Below are 18,689 nucleotides of genomic sequence, written 5' to 3' on the forward strand. Positions count from 1 at the left end.
GCCTTTGTATCCAGAAAGGTTTACAAGTTCACAAATATTGTAGCATGTAAAATCTCGCGTTTACAGCGCGACCCGGAATGATTTCACTCGCGCTCGCAAAATGGGCAAACGTCGTCTCAAGCCAAAGGCGAAAAGGACTCAGCCCATGAAAATCGGTCAGACCCATCTCTTCATTCCCGGCCCGACCAACGTGCCGGATGATGTGCGCCGCGCCATGAACGTGGCGCAGCAGGACATGCGGGCGCCCGATTTCGGGGATCTGACCATCGGACTGTTCGAAGACCTCAAGCAGGTGTTCCGCATGCGGACGGGCGAGGTGTTCCTGTTTCCCGGCTCGGGCAGCGCGGCATGGGAAGCGGCGATCACCAACACGCTGAACCCGGGCGACAAGGTTCTGATGGCCCGCTACGGGCAGTTCTCGACGCTTTGGGTGCAGATGGCGGAACGCCTTGGCCTCGATGTACAGGTGATCGACGTGGCCTGGGGCGCCGGTGTTCCGGTGGCCGAGTTCGAGCGTATTCTCGGTGCGGACACCAAGGACGAAATCAAAGCCGTCTTCGTCACCCATAACGAGACCGCGACCGGCGTCACCTCCGACATCGCCGCCGTGCGCCGCGTGCTTGATGCCTCTTTCCACGACGCGCTGCTGTTCGTCGATGGGGTCAGTTCCATCGGCTCGATCGATTTCCGCATGGAGGATTGGGGTGTCGATCTCGCCGTTACCGGTAGCCAGAAGGGCCTGATGTGCCCGGCGGGCCTGGGTGTCCTCGCCGTCAGCGAGAAGGCGATGGACGCGGCCAAAACCTCGACCATGCGCCGCGCCTATTTCGAATTCGGGGACATGCGGGCGATGAACGCGGGCGGATACTTCCCCTACACGCCGCCGACGCCGCTGCTTCATGGCCTGCGCGCCGCGCTCGACCGAATCTTTGCCGAGGGTCTGGACGAGGTCATCGCGCGGCACGCGCGCCTGGCCGAGGGCATCCGCCGCGGTGTTCACGCCTGGGGCCTGGACCTGGTGGCCGAACACCCCTCGCTCTACTCGAACACGGTGTCGGCCATTCGCACGCCGGTTGGCGTGGATGCGACCGAGGTGATCCGCATCGCCTATGAGGAGATGAATGCCAGTTTCGGTTCGGGCCTCGGGCGTTTGTCGGGCAAGGTGTTCCGCATCGGTCACCTTGGCGATCTGAACGAAGGAATGTGCCTGACGGCACTGTCCATCGCCGAGATGGCCCTGGTTCGGGCCGGTGCGCAGATCCCGATGGGGGCCGGCGTGGCCGAGGCTCAGCGACATTTCACCGGGGTGGCCCATCTCCAGCCCAAGCTGCGCATCGCGGCTGAGTAACAAACTGTAAAAAGGAAGAAAATCGTGTCCCACACGCTTCATCCGCTGCGGCGGCAACGGCTTCATCGTTCCGAATTGGCCGTGCCGGCCTCGAACCCCTCCATGGTCGAGAAGGCCGCCGAAAGCGCCGCCGACGTTGTTTTCCTCGATCTGGAAGATGCCGTCGCCCCGCCTGAAAAGGAACAGGCGCGCAAGAACGCGGTGCAGTTGCTCAATGACATTGACTGGGCCGCCAAGGGCAAGACGGTCAGTGTTCGCATCAACGGGCTCGACACCCATTACATGTACCGCGACGTGGTCGACATCATGGAGCAGGCGGGCGACCGGGTCGATACGCTGCTGGTGCCCAAGGTGGGCGTGCCCGCCGACCTCTACATGGTCGAGGCGATGGTCAACCAGATCGAACAAGCGCGCGGTCAGGAAAAGCGCGTGGGGCTTGAGGCGCTGATCGAAACCGCGCTTGGCATGGCCAATGTCGAGGCCATCGCGCAGTTCGGCGGTCGCCTTGAATGCCTGCATTTCGGCGTCGCCGATTACGCCGCCTCGATGCGGGCCCGCACGGTCAACATTGGCGGGTTGAACCCCGACTACCCCGGCGACCAGTGGCATGCCTCGATCACGCGCATGGTCATCGCCTGCCGCGCCTACGGCCTGCGCGCCGTGGACGGCCCCTTCGGCGATTTCAGCGACCCCGAGGGCTACAAGGACGGCGCGCGCCGCGCCGCCGCGCTGGGGTGCGAGGGCAAATGGGCGATCCACCCCAGCCAGATCGAACTGGCCAACGAGGTCTTCAGCCCGCCCGAGGCAGAGGTGACCCGCGCCGAACGGATCATCGAGGAGCTCAAGAAAGCCGAGGCCGAGGGGCGCGGCGCCGCCAGCCTCGACGGCAAGATGATCGACGCCGCCAGCGAGAAGATGGCGCGCAACGTGATCGACATGGCCAAGGCCATCGCGGCCAAGGCGTAAGGAACGGAAGGCGCATTCGCGCACAGACCGGAGGGAAGAGAGATGGATATTCACGAGTACCAAGCCAAGGAAATCCTTGCGGGGTTCGGCGTTCCCGTGCCGCGCGGCGGCCTTGCCTACTCGCCCGAGCAGGCGGCCTACCAGGCGCGCCAGTTGGGCGGCGAGGCCTGGGTGGTGAAGGCACAGATCCATTCGGGCGGGCGCGGCGAAGCCGGTGGCGTGAAGGTCTGCCGGTCCGAGGCCGAGATCCGCGACTATGCCCAGTCGCTTCTGGGCAAACAACTTGTGACCAAGCAGACCGGCGCGGCGGGCAAAGGCGTCTATCGCCTCTGGGTCGAGGAAGCGACCGATATCGCGCAGGAGCTTTATCTCGGCTTCGTGCTCGACCGGAAAACCGAGCGGATCATGATCGTGGCCTCCGCCCATGGCGGCATGGCGATCGAAGACCTCGCCCATTCCGACCCCGACAGCCTTGTGCGCATGGTCATCGACCCGGCCACCGGCCTGATCGAATACCAGGCCCGCGAACTGGCGTTCAAGCTGGGTCTCAAGGGCAAGCAGATCGGCCAGATGGTGACGATGCTGCGCGCCTGCTACCGCGCCTATCGCGATCTCGACGCCATGATGGTCGAGGTGAACCCGCTGGCCATCACCGGGACGGGCGACCTGGTCGCGCTCGATGCGAAAATGAGCTTCGACACCAACGCGCTTTATCGCCGGCCGCAGGTCGAGGCGCTGCGCGATACCGGCCAGGAGGATGCCCGCGAGGCCATGGCCGCTGACAATGGCCTCGCCTATGTCGGCCTCGACGGCGATATCGGCTGCATCATCAACGGCGCCGGCCTCGCCATGGCGACGATGGACATGATCAAGCTTGCGGGTGGCGAGCCGGCAAACTTCCTCGATATCGGGGGCGGGGCCAGCCCCGAACGGGTCGTCACGGCGTTTCGCACGGTGCTGACCGACCCGAATGTCGAGGTCATCCTCGTCAACATCTTCGCAGGCATCAACCGGTGCGACTGGATCGCGAAAGGGGTGGTGCAGGCCTACGAGGAAGTCGGGCTGACCATCCCCGTCGTGGTGCGCCTCTCGGGCACCAATGTCGAGGAAGGTCGTCAGATCATCGAAAACTCGGGCCTGCCGCTCATCTCGGCCGACACGTTGGCCGGGGCCGCAGAGGCCGCCGTCGCCGCCCGCCCGAACCCCATCGCCGCCGAATAAGGAGACAGGACCATGGCCATTCTCATCGACGAAACCACCCGTGTCCTCGTTCAGGGCATGACCGGTCGGATCGGACAGTTCCACACCCAGGAAATGATCGACGCAGGCACGAATGTCGTGGCTGGTGTGACGCCGGGCAAAGGGGGCACCACCGTCCTCAACCGTCCGCAGTTCAACACCGTGCGCGAGGCGGTCGAAGCGACCGGCGCCGAGGCCTCGCTTCTCTTCGTGCCGCCCCCCTTCGCCGCCGACGCGATGATGGAAGCCGCCGATGCGGGCATCAAGACCTGCGTCTGCGTCAGCGATGGCCTGCCCGCGCAGGACATGATGAAGGTCAAACGCTTCCTGCGCCATTTCCCGGATGACCAGAAGATGCGCCTGATCGGGCCGAACTGCGCCGGCATCATCAGCCCGGGCAAAGGCTTCATGGGGATCATGCCGCCGCATATCTACAAGCCCGGTCGCGTGGGCATCGTCGGCCGCTCGGGCACCCTGGGGTACGAGGCCGCCAGCCAGATGTCGGCGCTTGGCATCGGCATCTCGTCCTCCATCGGGATCGGCGGCGACCCGATCAACGGCTCGTCCTTCCGCGACATCCTCGAACTGTTCGAGGCCGACCCGGAAACCGATGCCGTGATGATGATCGGCGAGATCGGTGGCCCGCAGGAGGCAGACGCCGCGCAATATGTCCGCGAGCACATGACCAAGCCGGTCGTGGCCTATGTGGCTGGACTCTCTGCCCCCAAGGGCCGCAAGATGGGCCACGCGGGCGCGATCATCTCGGCCTTCGGCGAAAGCGCGCAGGAAAAGGTCGAGATCCTGCAAGAGGCCGGGATCACCGTGGCGCCGAACCCATCGGTCATGGGCGACACCATGGCCAGCGTTCTAGGTGAGAAGGCGGCCGCATGAGCCGGGTGGAGACTTTTCCGATGGTGGCGATGCGCGAGGCCGAAGATTGGGTCGGCCGTACCGAGGAACGCTGGGGCAGCCTGACGCCCGAACTGGCGGGCATGATGAGCGCGGCGGTGTCGCATCCGCTCTCGCTCAGGCGGGATGTGCGGCGCGGCTGCCTGATGCCAAGGCTCTGGCATTGGGCGGCTTTCCCCGAATTCGTCCCTCTCAGCCAACTGGGCGAAGACGGGCACCCGAAACTGGGCGACTTCCTGCCGCCGCTGGCCTTCAAGCGCCGCATGTGGGCGGCGGGTAAGCTCAGTTTCTTCGGGTCTCTGAGGGTGGGCGAACGGCTGCGCCGCCTGTCCACGATCAAATCGGTGACGCCCAAATCGGGCGGCACCGGCGACATGGTGTTCGTGACCGTTTCCCACCAGATCGAGGGCGAGACCGGCAGTTTCGTCGAGGAAGAACAGGATATCGTCTACCTTCACATCCCGGACGAATTCAAAGCGCCAAAACGCGTTCCCGAGTTGGAAAAGCGGGATTTCGACGAAACCGTGCCGATCAACGAGGCGCGGCTTTTCCGTTTTTCGGCAGCGACTTACAACGCGCATCGCATCCATTACGACCTGCCCTATGCGCGCGAGGTCGAGAAATACCCGGCCCTTGTCACGCATGGGCCGATGCAGGCGATCATGCTGATGGAAGCCGCCAAGCGCCATGTGGGCGAGCCGCCCAAGCGCTTTCGTTTCCGTGGTGTGCATCCGATGTTCCACAGCCATGATTTGCGGCTGCAAGGGCGTCTCGCGCCCGGTGGCAAGTCGATGGATTTGGGGACGGCCACGCCCGAGGGCTATTTGGGCATGCAAGCAACGGCGGAGTGGGACTGATGGGCATTCTCGATGGTATGCGCGTGGTCGAAGGCTCGGCCTTTGTCGCGGTTCCGCTGGCCGGCATGACACTGGCGCAGATGGGGGCGGACGTAATCCGCTTCGACCGGCTGCAGGGCGGGCTCGATGCCGGGCGCTGGCCGGTGACCCGCGACGGGCAGAGCCTGTTCTGGGCCGGTCTGAACAAGGGAAAGCGGTCGATCGCGATCGACATGAAGCACCCGCGCGGCCGCGAAATCATCACCGAGATCATCACCGCCCCGGGTGAGGATGCGGGCCTGTTCATCACCAACCTGCGGGTTCAGGGCTGGATGGATTACGAAACCCTCTCTAAGCGCCGCCCCGACCTGTGCATGGTCACGCTGATGGGGGATCGCCATGGGCGCCCGGCGGTGGATTACACCGTGAACCCGGCCATCGGGTTCCCGGATGCGACCGGCCCCGAGGGATCGACCGAGCCGGTGGCGCACGCGCTGCCGGCCTGGGACTGCATCGCGGGCAACATGGTGGTGTCCGGTCTGCTCGCGGCGGAACGCAAGCGGCTGCGTACCGGACAAGGCAGCGCGGTGGACCTGTCCTTGAAGGACGTGGCGGCAGCGATGCTGGGTCATCTGGGCATCATCGGCGAGGTCGAGGTGAATGGCACCTCGCGCCCGAAGTCGGGCAATGCGCTCTATGGCGCGTATGGTCAGGATTTTCTCTGCGCCGATGGTGAACGCGTGATGGTGATCGGCCTGACTGACCGGCAATGGTACGGGCTGATGAATGTCACGGGTACCACCGACGAGATGGCCTCACTGGAGAAACGGCTGGGGGAAAGCCTCCGCGACGAGGGGGCGCGGTTCCGCCACCGTCACGCGATCACCGAGGTGCTGCGCCCGTGGTTTGCCGCGCGCAAGCTGTCTGATTTCGCGACGCATTTCGACGAAGCCGGCGTGACATGGTCGGTCTTCCGTGATTTTCAGCGCGCGGTTGCCGAAGACCCTGACCTGTCGCTGGACAACCCGATGTTCAGCCGGATCGCGCAACCCGGTATCGGATCCTACAAGGTCCCCGGCACGCCCTTCGCCTTTTCCTCCGATCCGCGCGAGGCCCCGCGTCCCGCGCCGGTTCTGGGGGAGCATACCGAGGCGATCCTTGGAGACGTGGCGCGGCTGCCGGATGCCGAGATCGCGTCGCTGTTCGATGCCGGGATCGTGCAGCAGGCCGCGAAAAGCCAGGTGCAGATGGCGTCCTGACAGCTTGAGGGTTTGCGCCGGCTTTGCCGTCGCCCGGGCGAGCGGTGCAAGGGGCATCGAGCCCCTTGCACCGCTGTCGCGCGTGCCGCGCTCTTGCATATTTGAAGGATAAAGATGGGGTCAGGATCGCGCGGCCAACCTGGCCTCTTGCCGGGCGATCAGCGTCTCGATCTCTGCGATGGCCTCGGAGGAGAGGGTCGGGGCCGGTTTCCGCGCTGTGGCATGGGCGATCGCGCCGCGTTTGGCCAGCGTGTATTTGCGGATGGCAAGGCCGAGGCCGGGTTGGCTTTCGTAGCGGATGAGTGGCAGGTAAATGTCGAACAGGTCGCGCGCGGCCTCGACCTTGCCTTCGGTCATCAGCCGCACCACCTCGGCCATCAGTTCGGGGTAGGCAAAGCCGGTCATGGCGCCATCGGCCCCGCGCAGCATCTCTTCGGGCAGGAACTGTGCGCCGTTTCCGCACAGGATGGAGACGCGCCGCGCGCCATCGGCCTGGGCATGGCGGAGCGTCGTGATCTTTTCGAGACCTGGCCAATCCTCGTGCTTCAGCATCACGCAGGTCGGGTTCTCGGCGAAGATCTGCAGGCAGACCCTGGGCGACATCTGCACGCCGGTGGCCAGCGGAAAATCCTGCAAGACCCAAGGCGTCGTTCCCAGCACTTCGGAGACGTTGCGGAAATAGCCGGTGATCTGGTCGTCGGTGCGCAGGCTGGAGGGCGGGGCCACCATCACGCCCGCCGCACCTTCGTCCATCGCGGTCTCTGACAGCGCCTTGATCGCGGCGAGGCCCGGCGCCGATACGCCCACCACGATGGGCACGCTGGCTTGCGCGATGACGCGGCGCACGACCGCGACGGACTCCTCCGCCGACAGTTTCCCGGCCTCGCCCATCATGCCGAGAATGGTTAGGCCGGTTGCGCCCTTCTCTTCGTAGAAGGCGACCATGCGGTCGATGCTGTCGAGATCGAGCGCCCCGTCGGGCAGGAACGGGGTGACGGCGATCGTGAAGACGCCTTTTGCAGTTTCATCCAGCATGAGAGTCTCTGATCTTGTGGCTTTGGTTCAGCGCGATGCGCCCGATGGCCGTGGCGGTTGCGGCTTGGCAGGGTTCGACCACCGGCATCCCGAGGGCGTGTTCCAGGGGCGCGCGGAACCGCGCCATGCCGGCGCAGCCCATGATCAGCACGTCGGCGCCATCGGTGTCGCGCAACAGGCCGCCGACCTCGATCATCCGGGCAAGCGTTGCGTCTTCATCGGCCAGCGCGGCCACGCCGAGGCCCAAGGCGCGGTCCCCGGCGAGCCGGTTGGTGACGCCCATCGCGCCGAAAGCGCGCAAATGCCTTGGAATGGAGGCCGGAAGGATCGCGATGACGCCAAAGCGCTGGCCCAAGGTCAGCGCCGTCATCACCGCGCATTCCTGGATTCCGAGCACCGGCTTGGCTGTCCGATCCCGCAGGGCGTGAAGACCTGGGTCGCCGAAACAGGCGATGACGAAGCCTGCGGCGTCGTCCTCCAGGTCCGCGGCAAGGCGCAACAGGGGCGTGACGACCTCGTCAGCCTGGGCCTGCGTTTCGATGCCCGGCGGGCCCTCGGCCAAGGTCAGGCATTCGATCGTCACACCCAGGGCGCGCAAGGGCGTGACGGCGTGGTCGATCCCTTGTGTTACGGTTTCCGATGAATTCGGATTGATGATGAATAATCGGCTCATGCATCGGCCCGCGTGGCTTGCTGGATTTCCAGTTGGTAGCCTTCCGGGTCGTCGAAGACGAAGGCGCGGATGCCGATCTTGTCGTTGACGAACATGCGAGACAGGCTCTCCACGCCCTGCGCTTCGATATACGCGTACCAGGCGTCGACATCGGGCACGCGCACGCAAAGCTGTACGGGGCGCGTTTCGGCCCATGTGTGCATGCCATGCGCCTCGTCCACGAGACCGACATGGGCGCCGTCACAGATGCGCATGATCTTGGCCAGGCCGCCTTGGTCGATGACGAGGGGAAAGCCCATCACGTCGCGATAGAAGGCCTCGGCCCGTGCAAGATCGCGATAGTAGAGGAACGTGATCGCCAATTCGTTCGGGCTGTCGGGGCGGGGAATGGTCATGTGTGGGCTCCGGTGATGTCGGCGGGGCGGGTGCCGATGGCGGGGCGCGGAATCCAGGCCCCTGTACCCGGTTCGCCGAGATAGGTGCCGTCCTGCATGATGGTTCGGCCGCGCAGGATCGTGCGCACGGGCCAGCCACGGACCGTGACGCCTTCGCAGGGATTGTAGCCGACGTTGTCATGCAGGTCGTTCGCGCCGTAGGTCACCTCGCGACCGGGATCCCACAGCACGAGGTCGGCATCCATGCCGGGCGCGATGTCACCCTTTCGAGCAAAGCCATAGAGGCGCGCGGGCAGGGTGGCGGTCAGGGCCACGAAGGCCTCTGGACCCAGGCGCCCTTTTTTGACCATCGCGTCGAACATCAATGGCTGGCGCAACTCCAAGCCCGGCATGCCGTTGGCGATGGCAGGGAAGGGGGCGTCGGCGCCGTTTGACAGCTTGCCGGTTTCATCGAAGCGGTAGGGGGCGTGATCGGAGGAGACGAGTTGCAGATCGCCAAGCGCGAGCGCGTGCCAGAGGGCGTCCTGATCGCGGGTCGTGCGCTGCGGCGGAGAGCACATCCATTTCGCGCCTTCGATCCCCGGCTTGTCGAGGATGTCCTCGGTCTGGAACAGGTAATGGGGGCAGGTTTCCGCCCAGACCGGGGCGCCGCGCGCGCGGGCGGCGCGGATCTCGGCGGCGGCTTCGGTTGTTGAGACATGAAAGATCATCACCGGGGCCCGGGCGTCCTCGGCGAGGCGACACATGCGCGCGACGGCTTCGATTTCGGCGGACCGGGGGCGGGACGCCGCGTGGTCGATGGGGCGCGTGCGCCCCTCGGACAGGAGCCGGTCGCGCGCCGCGGCGATGATCGCGTCGTTTTCGGCATGGATGCAGGTCAGGGCGCCGGCCTCGCGGGCGATGTGCAACACGCGCAGGATCTCGGCATTGCCAAGACCGATATTGTAGGTGGTGAAGATCTTGAGCGACCTGTGCCCGGCGGCGATCAACTCGCGCAGGTCGGCCTCGAGGTTGGGCACGGTGGCGTCGGCAATGATCAGGTGAAACGCGTGGTCAATCGCGGCGCCGCGCTTGGCCCGGGCCGCGTAATCGGCAGCCGCCTCGGACAGGCGTTGACCCTTGGCTTGCGCGGCGAAGGAAATGACGCTGGTTGTCCCGCCCATCGCGGCCGAGCGGGTTGCCGTCTCGAACGTGTCGGCATTCATCAGGCCCATGCCGGACACCTGCTCGATATGGCAATGGGGGTCGACGCCACCGGGGGTGATGATCAGACCGCCCGCGTCGACAACGTCAATCGCGTCGCCGAGGGTCTGTCCGATTGCCGCGATGCGCCCCTGCGATACGGCGATATCGGCGTGGAACTGCCCGGAGGCGGTTATCACGTGGCCGCCGCGAATTATCAGATCATAGCCCATGCAGGTCCCGTATGTTTTGCGGCGAGCATGGGGCAGGGCGCGGGCGCGAGCAAGGCCGGACCGGCATGCATCCGGATTGAATAACGAGGCATCCGCTCAAAAGCGGATTCCACAATTCACGCCTCTATCAGGCCGGGGGCAGCGGATTGATCGGGAATCGTGATTCAAACCCGATCTATCCACAGGATATCCACAGAACCGGGTCAGCCAGCGATCAGGGCCTGCATCTCCGCCAGTTTTTCCTGAACGAGGGCGGCATCCGCCTTGGACTCGATGTTCAACCGCAGCAGGGGTTCGGTGTTGGATGCGCGCAGATTGAACCGCCAATCACCGAAGCTCAGGCTCAGCCCATCAGTCTCGTCGCGCGCGTCGGCCTTGGGGCCGTATTCCGCGTCGATCTTGGCGATCATCGCCTTCGCGTCGTCCACGCGGAAATTCCGTTCGCCCGAGGACGGGTAGGAGCTGCGCAATTCCGCCACGAGGTCCTTGAGGCTCTCGCCCCGGCGACTGACCAGTTCGGCAACCAGAAGCCACGGGATCATGCCACTGTCGCAGGCCATGAAATCGCGGAAATAGTGATGGGCCGACATTTCGCCGCCATAGACCGCACCGGTGTCGCGCATGACCTGCTTGATGTTGGAGTGGCCGCATTGCGACTGGATCGCCTCGCCACCCATCTTGGACACGACCGCCTGCGTCGCCCAGATGATACGCGGATCGTGAATGATCTTGGCACCTGCCTCCTTGGCGAGGAACGCCTCGGCCAGCAGGGCGACGACATACTCACCGGGGATAAAGCCGCCTTCGTGATCGAAGAAGAAACACCGGTCGAAGTCACCGTCCCAAGCCACGCCCATATCCGCGCTTTCGGCCACGACCGCGTCGGCGGTCACAGGCTGGTTTTCATCGAGCAGCGGGTTCGGGATGCCATTTGGAAAACGGCCATCCGGCTCGTGATGCATCCGCACGAATTGCAGCGGCGATCCGGCCGCCGCCAACCCCTCGGCCAAGGCGTCGAAACTCGGGCCAGCCGCGCCATTGCCAGCGTTCACGAGGATTTTCAGCGGCTTGAGGGCGTCGATCTCGACGAACTCCAGCAGTTTTTCCACGTAGGCGGCGCGCGTGTCCGATGCATCCACAACACGACCGCCCCCGACCTCGGCGGCGAAGCCCCCCGACTCGGCCAGCGCCTGGATCTCGGCCATGCCGTCGGCCTTTCCGATCGGTGCGGATCCGGCGCGCACCATCTTCATGCCATTGTAATCCATGGGATTGTGCGATGCGGTCACGCAGATGCCGCCATCCGCGCCCAGATGGGTCGTGGCGAAATACGTCTCTTCCGTCCCGGACAGCCCAAGGTCCAGCACCTCGACACCGCAGGCCATCAGGCCGCGCGCCACCGCGTTGGCGAGGCTTTCCGAGGTCGGGCGCACGTCACGCCCGATCACCACGCGTTTCGCCCCCAGAACCTCGGCAAAGGCGCGGCCGATGCGATAGGCGATGTCCTCGTTCAATTCGTCGCCAAGCCGTCCGCGAATGTCATACGCCTTGAAGCAGGTCAGGGTCAGCGCGTCGAATGCCATGGGGTCGGATCCTTCCTGAGGGAACAAGCGTCACAAGCGGTATACCCAAGCTGGCAGCTACAAACCACCCGAAGGCCTTGGACCTTGTGTGTTTTACGCTAGGCTTTGCAGCAGACACTGTGAAGAGGACGCCAATGCTGGTGGTTACCCACGACACCTTGCGCAATGCCGGCGTGTTGGAAACACGATCCTTGCCGAAGAAATTTTTCGGACGCGTGGCATTGGTGCCGCGTCGCGCCGGCATCGGTTTGTGGCTGCGTCTGCTGGTTGAAATGCAGCTCTTGCGATATTTTGCGGCGCTCATCCCTTTCATTTTGCTGGCCTTTTCATCCTCGCGCATGGCGTTGCCCGTGACGCAGGCGCCGCTTGCGATGGTTCTTCTGATTGGCGTGGTCGAGTTGAAGGTGCTGCGCTTGTCCGACCGCGGACGGGAACGGTTGATGAGTGAGGATGAAGCCGCGCGCCGTTTGGACACGCTCGTCTTTCGGGGCAGGGCGGTGCTGCGCAAGATCGCGGCGCGCCGAGACATGGCAGAGGGGGAATTGGCGTTGGTGGTCGAGCAATCCGAACTGGCCCGCGTGCCGCCGCTGACCCTGGTGTCGGTTCAATCGGCGCATCCAGGCCCCCATGTGCTGGACCTCGATCCGGAGGAGCGCAAGTTGATCGAACGCGATCTTTTCGGGCCGGACCTGACGGAGAAAATGCTGCACCAGGCCAACCTCCGCGACGGGCAGATGATCCGCGAAGTGAGGATCGAGGCGCGGGGCGTGTCGGCCCATGCACGGCTTGCGGCCTGGATCGACAAGCGCGCCGAAAATCAGCCCGAACCGGCGGAGGCCTGAGCCATGGCGGTGAATGCAAGTGCGGTCTCCGCCGGTGAAGCGTTGCACGTTCTGCGCGCGGCGTGGGAGGCGCAGGCGACAGGGGCGCTGACCAGCAGCTGGATGCTGCATGGCCGCCCCGGCGTTGGAAAAACCGAGATCGTGCAGGGCCTTGCCCGGGAAATGGACGCTGAACTTTTCGACCTGCGCCTGACCACGATCGAGCCGCAGGACCTGCGCGGCCTGCCGTTCTACGATCACGAGGCCGGACGCACCGTCTGGTATCGCCCCGAGGATTTGCCGGACGATCCCGAGCGCCCGGCGATCCTGTTCCTCGACGAACTCACCGCCGCCGCGCCGACGTTGCAGCCCACGGTTTACGGATTGTTGCAGGAACGCCGCGTCGGTCGCCACCGGCTTCCCGATAGCGTTTTCATCGTCGCGGCGGGCAACATGGTCGAGGACGGGGCCATCGCCTACGACATGGGCACCGCGCTGTCGGATCGGTTGATCCACCTGATCGTGCAGGCCGAAGCCGAAGATTGGCTGAGAAACTACGCCGCGTCCGCTGGTATTCACCCCGCCGTCGCGGCCTTTCTGCGCGCGCGCCCCGACCTGTTGGAAACGACCGAAGACGCGTTGCGCCGGGGTCAGACCATCGCGTGCACGCCGCGCAGTTGGGCGCGAGTCAGCCAGATCATGCAGGCCGTGCCCGACCGCATGACCCGGCAGGTCATGGTCGCGGGCACCGTGGGGGAGGCGGCCGCCGCCGAATTCGCCCTCATCGCCGACGAGATCGAAGCCTCGGTCCACGTCGCTGAAATGCTGGATACGCCGCGCGGGAAACGCGGTGCTCTCTATCCGTCAACGCTCCACGGGCTGACGGCCCTGATCTACGGGTTGACCGGCGCGGCAAACGTCCAGACCATGCCCGCCGCGATCGAGATCCTTGCAGATATGCGCGGCCTGTCGGACCCGTCTCATCGCGCCTTGCCGCTGTCGGAACTGACCAGTTTCGGGTTCGAGATGCTGATTTCCAAGGCGATCGAAAATGGCTGGCAAGAGGCCTTTGCCACCTCCGACGCCTATGCCGATTACGCCCGCGCGCGCGAGGCGGCGGGCTTGCCGTGAGCATCCATTCCACCCGCGCCGCCACCGCACTCGCCCATCTCGGTGAGGTTGACCCTGCACTGGCGGTTCTGTCGCTCTGGTGCCGGCACCGCGACGGCACGGGGGCCACGCGCACCCAGCGCGACACGATCCTCTATGGCCCCGGCTTCGACAGCCTGCCTTTGCAGGAGGCAGTGGGGCTTGCGGCCCACCATGTGCTGCACGTGGCGCTGCGCCATTCCGATCGGCAGGCGGGGTTGGCCGAACGCCTTGGCGCGCGGTTCGACGGTTCGCTCTTCGGCCTCGCCGCGGATGGGATCATCAACGAGACCCTACTGCTGGCCGGACATGCTTTGCCGCGTCCGGCCGTGACCCTGACCGACCTGCTGGACGAGATCGGCGAACCAGCCCGTTCCCCGATTGCGGCCTTGGCGGATTGGGATGCAGACCGGTTGGCTATGTTCCTGCACAGCGACCCGAAACGCGCAGAGAAGGCACGGGAATTCGGCGTGACGCGTGGCTTCGCGCAGGATGTCGAGGTGGGCGAACCCGACCCCGAGGGCGAGCGACAGAAAACCGCCGATTGGCGCAACCAGCTGCTGCGCGCGATGGAGGCGGGGCGCAAGGCGGGAACGGGAATTGGCCGCCTGGGTGCCGTGCTGGCCGATATCTCGCCGCCCTCCGTGCCGTGGGAGGTGCACTTGCGTGGCATCCTGTCCCGCGCGCTTATCCATCGCCCGCATCTCAGCCACCGCCGCCCCGCAGCACGATGGATTGCCATGACCGCCCAAGCGCAGGCCGCCGGCACGCCTGACCCGGCCTACCAGCCGGGGATGGCCCGGCTCGACACCCGCCCGCGCATCGCCATCGGGCTGGATACCTCCAGTTCGATTGATCCGCTGACCCTGTCGTTGTTCCTGTCCGAGGCCGAGGGGATCACCCGCCGTACCGGGGCCGAGGCGCATCTGCTGGCCTTCGACGAAGAGGTGTTCGAGACCCGCCGTCTCGACTCCGGGTCATGGCGCGACCTGCATGACATGCCCCTGCGCACCGGTGGGGGAACCGATTTCGTCCCGGTCCTGGAGTGCGCGACACGGCTTTCGCCATCGATCCTCGTGATGCTGACCGACCTCGATGCGCCTTTTGGCCCGGCGCCGGCTTACCCTGTGCTCTGGGCCGTACCGGGTATGGGGCCGGTTGACGATCCGCCCTTCGGTCGCGTGCTGCGGATCGGGGTGGGCTGAGGCCCTACTGCGCGGCAGTGGGCAGCGGCGTCTCGCGCTGGGCCTGCTCCCAATCCGGGGCGATCCACGGACCACGGTTGTCGCGGGGCAGGGGGTCGCGGCCAAGGATATGATCCGCGGCCTTCTCTCCGACCATGATCGAGGGCGCATTGGTGTTGCCGTTGGTCACTTGCGGAAAGATCGAACTGTCGGCCAGCCGCAGGCCGTCCACCCCGATGACACGGTTTTCCGGGTCGACCACCGCCGCGGGATCATTGCGCTGCCCCATCCGGCAGGTGCCCGAGGGGTGATAGGCGCTTTCGGCGTGTTCGCGGATCACGTCGTCAAGCGCGTCGTCGCTGGCCAAATCCGCGCCCGGCAGCAATTCATCGCCCGCATAGGCCTGCATGGCGGGCTGCTGGAAAATCTCGCGCGTGAGCCGGATCGCCTTGCGGAAATCGTGCCAATCTTCCTCGTGGCTCATGTAGTTGAACAGGATCGACGGCGCCGCCGCCGGGTCGGAGGAGGTCAGCGCCACGCGCCCCCGGCTTTTTGATCGCATCGGCCCGACATGCGCCTGGAACCCGTGGCCAGAGGCACTGACCGAGCCGTCATAGCGCACGGCGATGGGCAGGAAATGGAACTGGATATCGGGATAGTCGATCCCCGCGCGCGAGCGGATGAAGCCGCAAGCCTCGAACTGGTTCGACGCGCCGAGGCCCGAGCGGGTCAGCACCCATTGCGTGCCCACCAGCGCCTTGCCCCAAAGGCTCCAGTAAGGGGCCAGCGAGACGGGCTGTTTGGCGGCATACTGGATGTAAAGCTCGAGGTGGTCTTGCAGGTTCTGTCCAACGCCCGCGCGGTCGACCACAACGGGAAGGCCATGTTGCACAAGGTGCTGCGCCGGGCCGATGCCGGACAGCATCAGCAGTTTGGGAGAGTTGATCGCCCCGGCCGACAAGACCACTTCGGCGCGGGCGCGGATCAGGTCTGCTTCGCCGCCGCCGCGCCTGATCCAGACGCCTGTGGCGCGGCCGTTTTCGATGTGAACGCGCTCCACCAAACCACGGACAAGGCTGCAATTTTCGCGCTTGAGGGCAGGTTTCAGGTAGGCATCCGCCGCCGACCAGCGCTGCCCCTTCCAGATCGTCATCTCGAAGGCGCCAAACCCTTCTTGCCTGTGGCCGTTATAGTCTTCGGTCCGGCCATAGCCTGCTTGCGATCCGGCCTCGATGAAGGCTTCGAAGAGCGGGTTGTCGCGCCGTCCGCGCGTGATGTGAAGGGGGCCATCCGTGCCACGCCACGTGCCGCACCCATCGTCGCCGTGCCAATGCTCCATCCGCCGGAAGTAAGGAAGCACATCGGCATAGGACCATCCCTGCGCCCCCATCTCGGCCCAGGTGTCATAGTCGCGCGCATGGCCGCGCACATAGATCATCCCGTTGATCGACGAGGACCCCCCGATCACCTTGCCGCGCGGACAGGCCATGCGGCGCCCGCCCATATGTGGCTCGGGCTCGGTCTGGTAGCCCCAGTCATAGCGCGGCATGTTCATCGGGTAAGACAGCGCGGCGGGCATCTTGATGAACGGCCCCGCATCGGTGCCTCCATGTTCCAGAACGATCACGCGTTTGCCCGCCTCGGCCAGGCGATAGGCGATGGCGCACCCGGCAGAGCCCGCGCCGACGACGATGTAATCGGCTTCCATCAGAACGGCGCCTCCACCGCACTCAGACCCACATAGACGGATTTCGGCTGGCTATAGGCCTCGATCGCGGCGCGGGCGTTTTCGCGCCCGATGCCGCTGGCCTTGACCCCGCCGAAGGGCATCTCGATGGGTGTGAGGTTGTATTGGTTGATCCAGCATGTTCCGGCCTGAAGGGCGCGGACCATGCGATGCGCGCGGGCGAGGTCGCGGGTGAAGACGCCCGCCGCCAGCCCGAATTCCGTGTCATTCGCGCGGCGCGTCACGTCTTCCTCGGTCTCGAAGTCGAGGACCGACATGACCGGGCCGAAGATTTCCTCGCGCGCGATGGCCATGTCGTCGGTGACGTCGGCGAAAACGGTGGGCTCGATGAAGTATCCCGGACCGTCGATGGACTTGCCGCCCGTGATGAGCCGCGCGCCGTTCTCCAGCCCCTTGGCGATATAGTTCAGCACGATCCCGCGCTGCCCCTCGCTGACCATCGGGCCAAGATGCGTGGCTTCGTCCATCGGGTCGCCGATGACGGCGGAGCCCGTGCGTTCGGCCAGCCGCGTCAGGAACGCCTGTTTGATGCCGGTTTGCACGAACACCCGCGTGCCGTTCGAACAGATCTGCCCGGTCGAGTAGAAATTCGCGTTGATCGCGGCCGAGACGGCATCCTCGACATTCGCGTCGTCGAAAATGATCAGGGGCGATTTGCCGCCCAATTCCATCGTCACGTGTTTCAGGTCGCGCGCTGCCGCCTCGTAAACCTTGCGGCCCGTGGGCACCGACCCGGTGAGCGAGACCTTGGCGACGCGCGGATCATCGACCAGCGCCGCGCCAGTCTCGCCCGCGCCCTGGATCACATTGAACACGCCAGGCGGCGCGCCGGCCTCCACAAGGATTTCCGCCAGTTTGAGCGCCGTCAGCGGCGTTTCCTCGGAGGGCTTGAAGACCATCGTGTTGCCGCAGGCGAGCGCCGGGGCGGCCTTCCAGCAGGCAATCTGGATCGGATAGTTCCATGCCCCGATCCCCGCGCAGACCCCCAGCGGTTCGCGGATCGTGTAGGCGAAATCGGCACCGAGTTGCACCGTTTCGCCGGTGATCGTCGCCGCCATGCCGCCGAAATATTCGAGGCAATCCGCCCCGCTGGCCGCATCGGCCACCAGCGTTTCGGACAGGGGTTTGCCCGTGTCGAGCGTTTCCAGAATGCTCAGGTCCCGGTTCCGCTCGCGGATGATCTGCGCCGCGCGTGTCAGGATGCGCCCGCGCTCGGCGCCTGTCATGGCCGACCATACGGGCAGGGCGGCTTCCGCCGCGCGCACCGCTTTGGCCACCATGTCGGGACGGGCGGCAAAGACGCGGCCTGTCTTCTCCCCGGTCGCGGGGTAGGTCAGGGCGATCTCGGCCCCGCCCTCGTCCTCGACATAGGCGCCGTTGATGAAATGGCTGGCGTTCGGTTGCATCTCGATCATTCGGTGTCCCTTTGTTTCAAGTCGCAGGCGAGGGCGGCCAAAACCTGTTCGGCGGCGGCCTTGCCGTCGGTGTCGCCCGTATCCAGCGCGGCGTGCAGGTAGAGCCCGTCGATCAGCCCCACGAGTCGTTCGGCGATTGCGGGGGCGCGATCGCCCGCGCGCGGGCGCAGTTCATGGACAAGGTTCGACCGCAGTCGGCGCTGATAGACCGTCAGGAGACGGCGCGCACCGGCGTCGGTCAGCGCCAGAACGTAGAAATTCAGCCATGCAGCGACCACTTCGTGCCGAAAGTTCGAGGGGCCGAAACTTGCGCGGATCAACGCTTCCAACCGGTCTTCGGGCCGTTTCGCGGCGACAAGGGCGCCGCGCACCTCGGCCCCGTAGACCGTCAGGATCGAGCGCATCGCCGCAAGGAACATCTGGTCCTTGCCCTTGAAATAATGGAACGCCAGCGCCGGCGACACGCCTGCGCGCTTCGCGATCTGGCCGACCGTGACATTCAACGATCCGCGTTCACCGATCTCGTGGATCGCGGCGTCCACCAGTTCCTCTCGCCGGATCGCTTCCATTCCGATTTTAGGCATTTTCTCACCAATTGCTTGCAATCACGGACCTAAGGCGTTTTGATTGACTCATCAATCAATAAAAATCCGGATGTGCCGCTTGCACCGATGCCAAGCGGGTGGTCAACTCCGCGCCGGAAAGACGAAACGAA

At 65.3% G+C, this 18,689-nt stretch carries 17 protein-coding genes; 9 read left to right on the forward strand and 8 right to left on the reverse strand.

Annotated elements, in window-relative coordinates; genetic code table 11:
- Positions 1 to 145 precede the first annotated feature (145 nt).
- Genes ABD923_RS03015 through ABD923_RS03040 form a run of 6 tightly spaced genes read left to right on the forward strand, consistent with a single transcriptional unit; the run spans position 146 to position 6,557 of the window.
- Positions 146 to 1,348, forward strand: coding sequence for a pyridoxal-phosphate-dependent aminotransferase family protein (locus tag ABD923_RS03015; RefSeq protein WP_259546755.1), 1,203 nt, complete (start codon positions 146 to 148; stop codon positions 1,346 to 1,348).
- A 24-nt stretch (positions 1,349 to 1,372) separates the two neighbouring features.
- Positions 1,373 to 2,314, forward strand: a complete 942-nt coding sequence (locus tag ABD923_RS03020) for an HpcH/HpaI aldolase/citrate lyase family protein (RefSeq protein WP_259546754.1) — start codon at positions 1,373 to 1,375, stop codon at positions 2,312 to 2,314.
- Between the two features lie 42 nt (positions 2,315 to 2,356).
- A complete protein-coding gene (locus ABD923_RS03025; protein ID WP_259546753.1) occupies positions 2,357 to 3,535 on the forward strand; it encodes a malate--CoA ligase subunit beta in 1,179 nt (392 codons plus the stop codon).
- 12 nt (positions 3,536 to 3,547) lie between these two features.
- Positions 3,548 to 4,444 (forward strand): succinate--CoA ligase subunit alpha, encoded by an 897-nt coding sequence (gene sucD, locus ABD923_RS03030; protein ID WP_259546752.1) that lies wholly within the window; start codon positions 3,548 to 3,550, stop codon positions 4,442 to 4,444.
- A complete protein-coding gene (locus ABD923_RS03035) occupies positions 4,441 to 5,319 on the forward strand; it encodes an HTD2 family dehydratase (protein ID WP_259546751.1) in 879 nt (292 codons plus the stop codon). Before sucD ends, ABD923_RS03035 begins: the two co-directional genes overlap by 4 nt.
- Complete coding sequence (locus ABD923_RS03040) at positions 5,316 to 6,557, forward strand: CoA transferase (RefSeq protein WP_259547431.1); 1,242 nt, start codon at positions 5,316 to 5,318, stop codon at positions 6,555 to 6,557. The genes ABD923_RS03035 and ABD923_RS03040 overlap by 4 nt, the downstream gene beginning before the upstream one ends.
- Positions 6,558 to 6,677: 120 nt before the next feature.
- Here ABD923_RS03040 and ABD923_RS03045 read toward each other — a convergent pair whose 3' ends face one another.
- The 5 genes from ABD923_RS03045 to ABD923_RS03065 all read right to left on the reverse strand — a co-directional run bounded on the left by ABD923_RS03045 (position 6,678) and on the right by ABD923_RS03065 (position 11,658).
- Positions 6,678 to 7,592: a dihydrodipicolinate synthase family protein gene (locus tag ABD923_RS03045; RefSeq protein WP_259546750.1), complete on the reverse strand. Its 915-nt coding sequence runs from the start codon at positions 7,590 to 7,592 to the stop codon at positions 6,678 to 6,680.
- Entirely contained in the window at positions 7,582 to 8,265 is a 684-nt protein-coding gene (locus ABD923_RS03050; RefSeq protein ID WP_259546749.1) for an aspartate/glutamate racemase family protein, read from the reverse strand. The genes ABD923_RS03045 and ABD923_RS03050 overlap by 11 nt, the downstream gene beginning before the upstream one ends.
- On the reverse strand, positions 8,262 to 8,660 hold the full coding sequence (locus tag ABD923_RS03055) for a VOC family protein (protein ID WP_259546748.1): 399 nt from the start codon (positions 8,658 to 8,660) through the stop codon (positions 8,262 to 8,264). The genes ABD923_RS03050 and ABD923_RS03055 overlap by 4 nt, the downstream gene beginning before the upstream one ends.
- Positions 8,657 to 10,075, reverse strand: a complete 1,419-nt coding sequence (gene hydA, locus ABD923_RS03060; RefSeq protein ID WP_259546746.1) for a dihydropyrimidinase — start codon at positions 10,073 to 10,075, stop codon at positions 8,657 to 8,659. The genes ABD923_RS03055 and hydA overlap by 4 nt, the downstream gene beginning before the upstream one ends.
- Positions 10,076 to 10,278: 203 nt before the next feature.
- Positions 10,279 to 11,658 (reverse strand): phosphohexomutase domain-containing protein, encoded by a 1,380-nt coding sequence (locus ABD923_RS03065; protein WP_259546743.1) that lies wholly within the window; start codon positions 11,656 to 11,658, stop codon positions 10,279 to 10,281.
- Between ABD923_RS03065 and ABD923_RS03070 the strand changes: the two genes are divergently transcribed.
- The 3 genes from ABD923_RS03070 to ABD923_RS03080 are packed head-to-tail and all read left to right on the forward strand — an operon-like array spanning position 11,652 to position 14,833.
- A complete protein-coding gene (locus ABD923_RS03070; RefSeq protein ID WP_345229413.1) occupies positions 11,652 to 12,500 on the forward strand; it encodes a hypothetical protein in 849 nt (282 codons plus the stop codon). The two genes, ABD923_RS03065 and ABD923_RS03070, sit on opposite strands and share 7 nt — an antisense overlap.
- A gap of 3 nt (positions 12,501 to 12,503) precedes the next feature.
- The gene (locus ABD923_RS03075; protein ID WP_259546741.1) at positions 12,504 to 13,610 is read left to right on the forward strand and encodes an AAA family ATPase; all 1,107 of its coding nucleotides are present in this window, start codon (positions 12,504 to 12,506) and stop codon (positions 13,608 to 13,610) included.
- The gene (locus ABD923_RS03080) at positions 13,607 to 14,833 is read left to right on the forward strand and encodes a vWA domain-containing protein (RefSeq protein ID WP_259546740.1); all 1,227 of its coding nucleotides are present in this window, start codon (positions 13,607 to 13,609) and stop codon (positions 14,831 to 14,833) included. Before ABD923_RS03075 ends, ABD923_RS03080 begins: the two co-directional genes overlap by 4 nt.
- A 4-nt stretch (positions 14,834 to 14,837) precedes the next feature.
- On the opposite strand, the gene betA is transcribed toward ABD923_RS03080, so the two are convergent.
- From betA to betI, 3 genes are read right to left on the reverse strand one after another with little or no spacing between them, the layout of a single operon-like run.
- Positions 14,838 to 16,520, reverse strand: a complete 1,683-nt coding sequence (gene betA / locus ABD923_RS03085; protein WP_259546739.1) for a choline dehydrogenase — start codon at positions 16,518 to 16,520, stop codon at positions 14,838 to 14,840.
- Complete coding sequence (gene betB, locus ABD923_RS03090) at positions 16,520 to 17,974, reverse strand: betaine-aldehyde dehydrogenase (protein ID WP_259546738.1); 1,455 nt, start codon at positions 17,972 to 17,974, stop codon at positions 16,520 to 16,522. Before betB ends, betA begins: the two co-directional genes overlap by 1 nt.
- Entirely contained in the window at positions 17,971 to 18,558 is a 588-nt protein-coding gene (gene betI, locus ABD923_RS03095; protein WP_259546737.1) for a transcriptional regulator BetI, read from the reverse strand. The genes betB and betI overlap by 4 nt, the downstream gene beginning before the upstream one ends.
- Between the last annotated feature and the right edge of the window lie 131 nt (positions 18,559 to 18,689).

This window comes from [Roseibacterium] beibuensis, from assembly GCF_039542305.1.
Taxonomy (GTDB): domain Bacteria; phylum Pseudomonadota; class Alphaproteobacteria; order Rhodobacterales; family Rhodobacteraceae; genus Roseibacterium; species Roseibacterium beibuensis.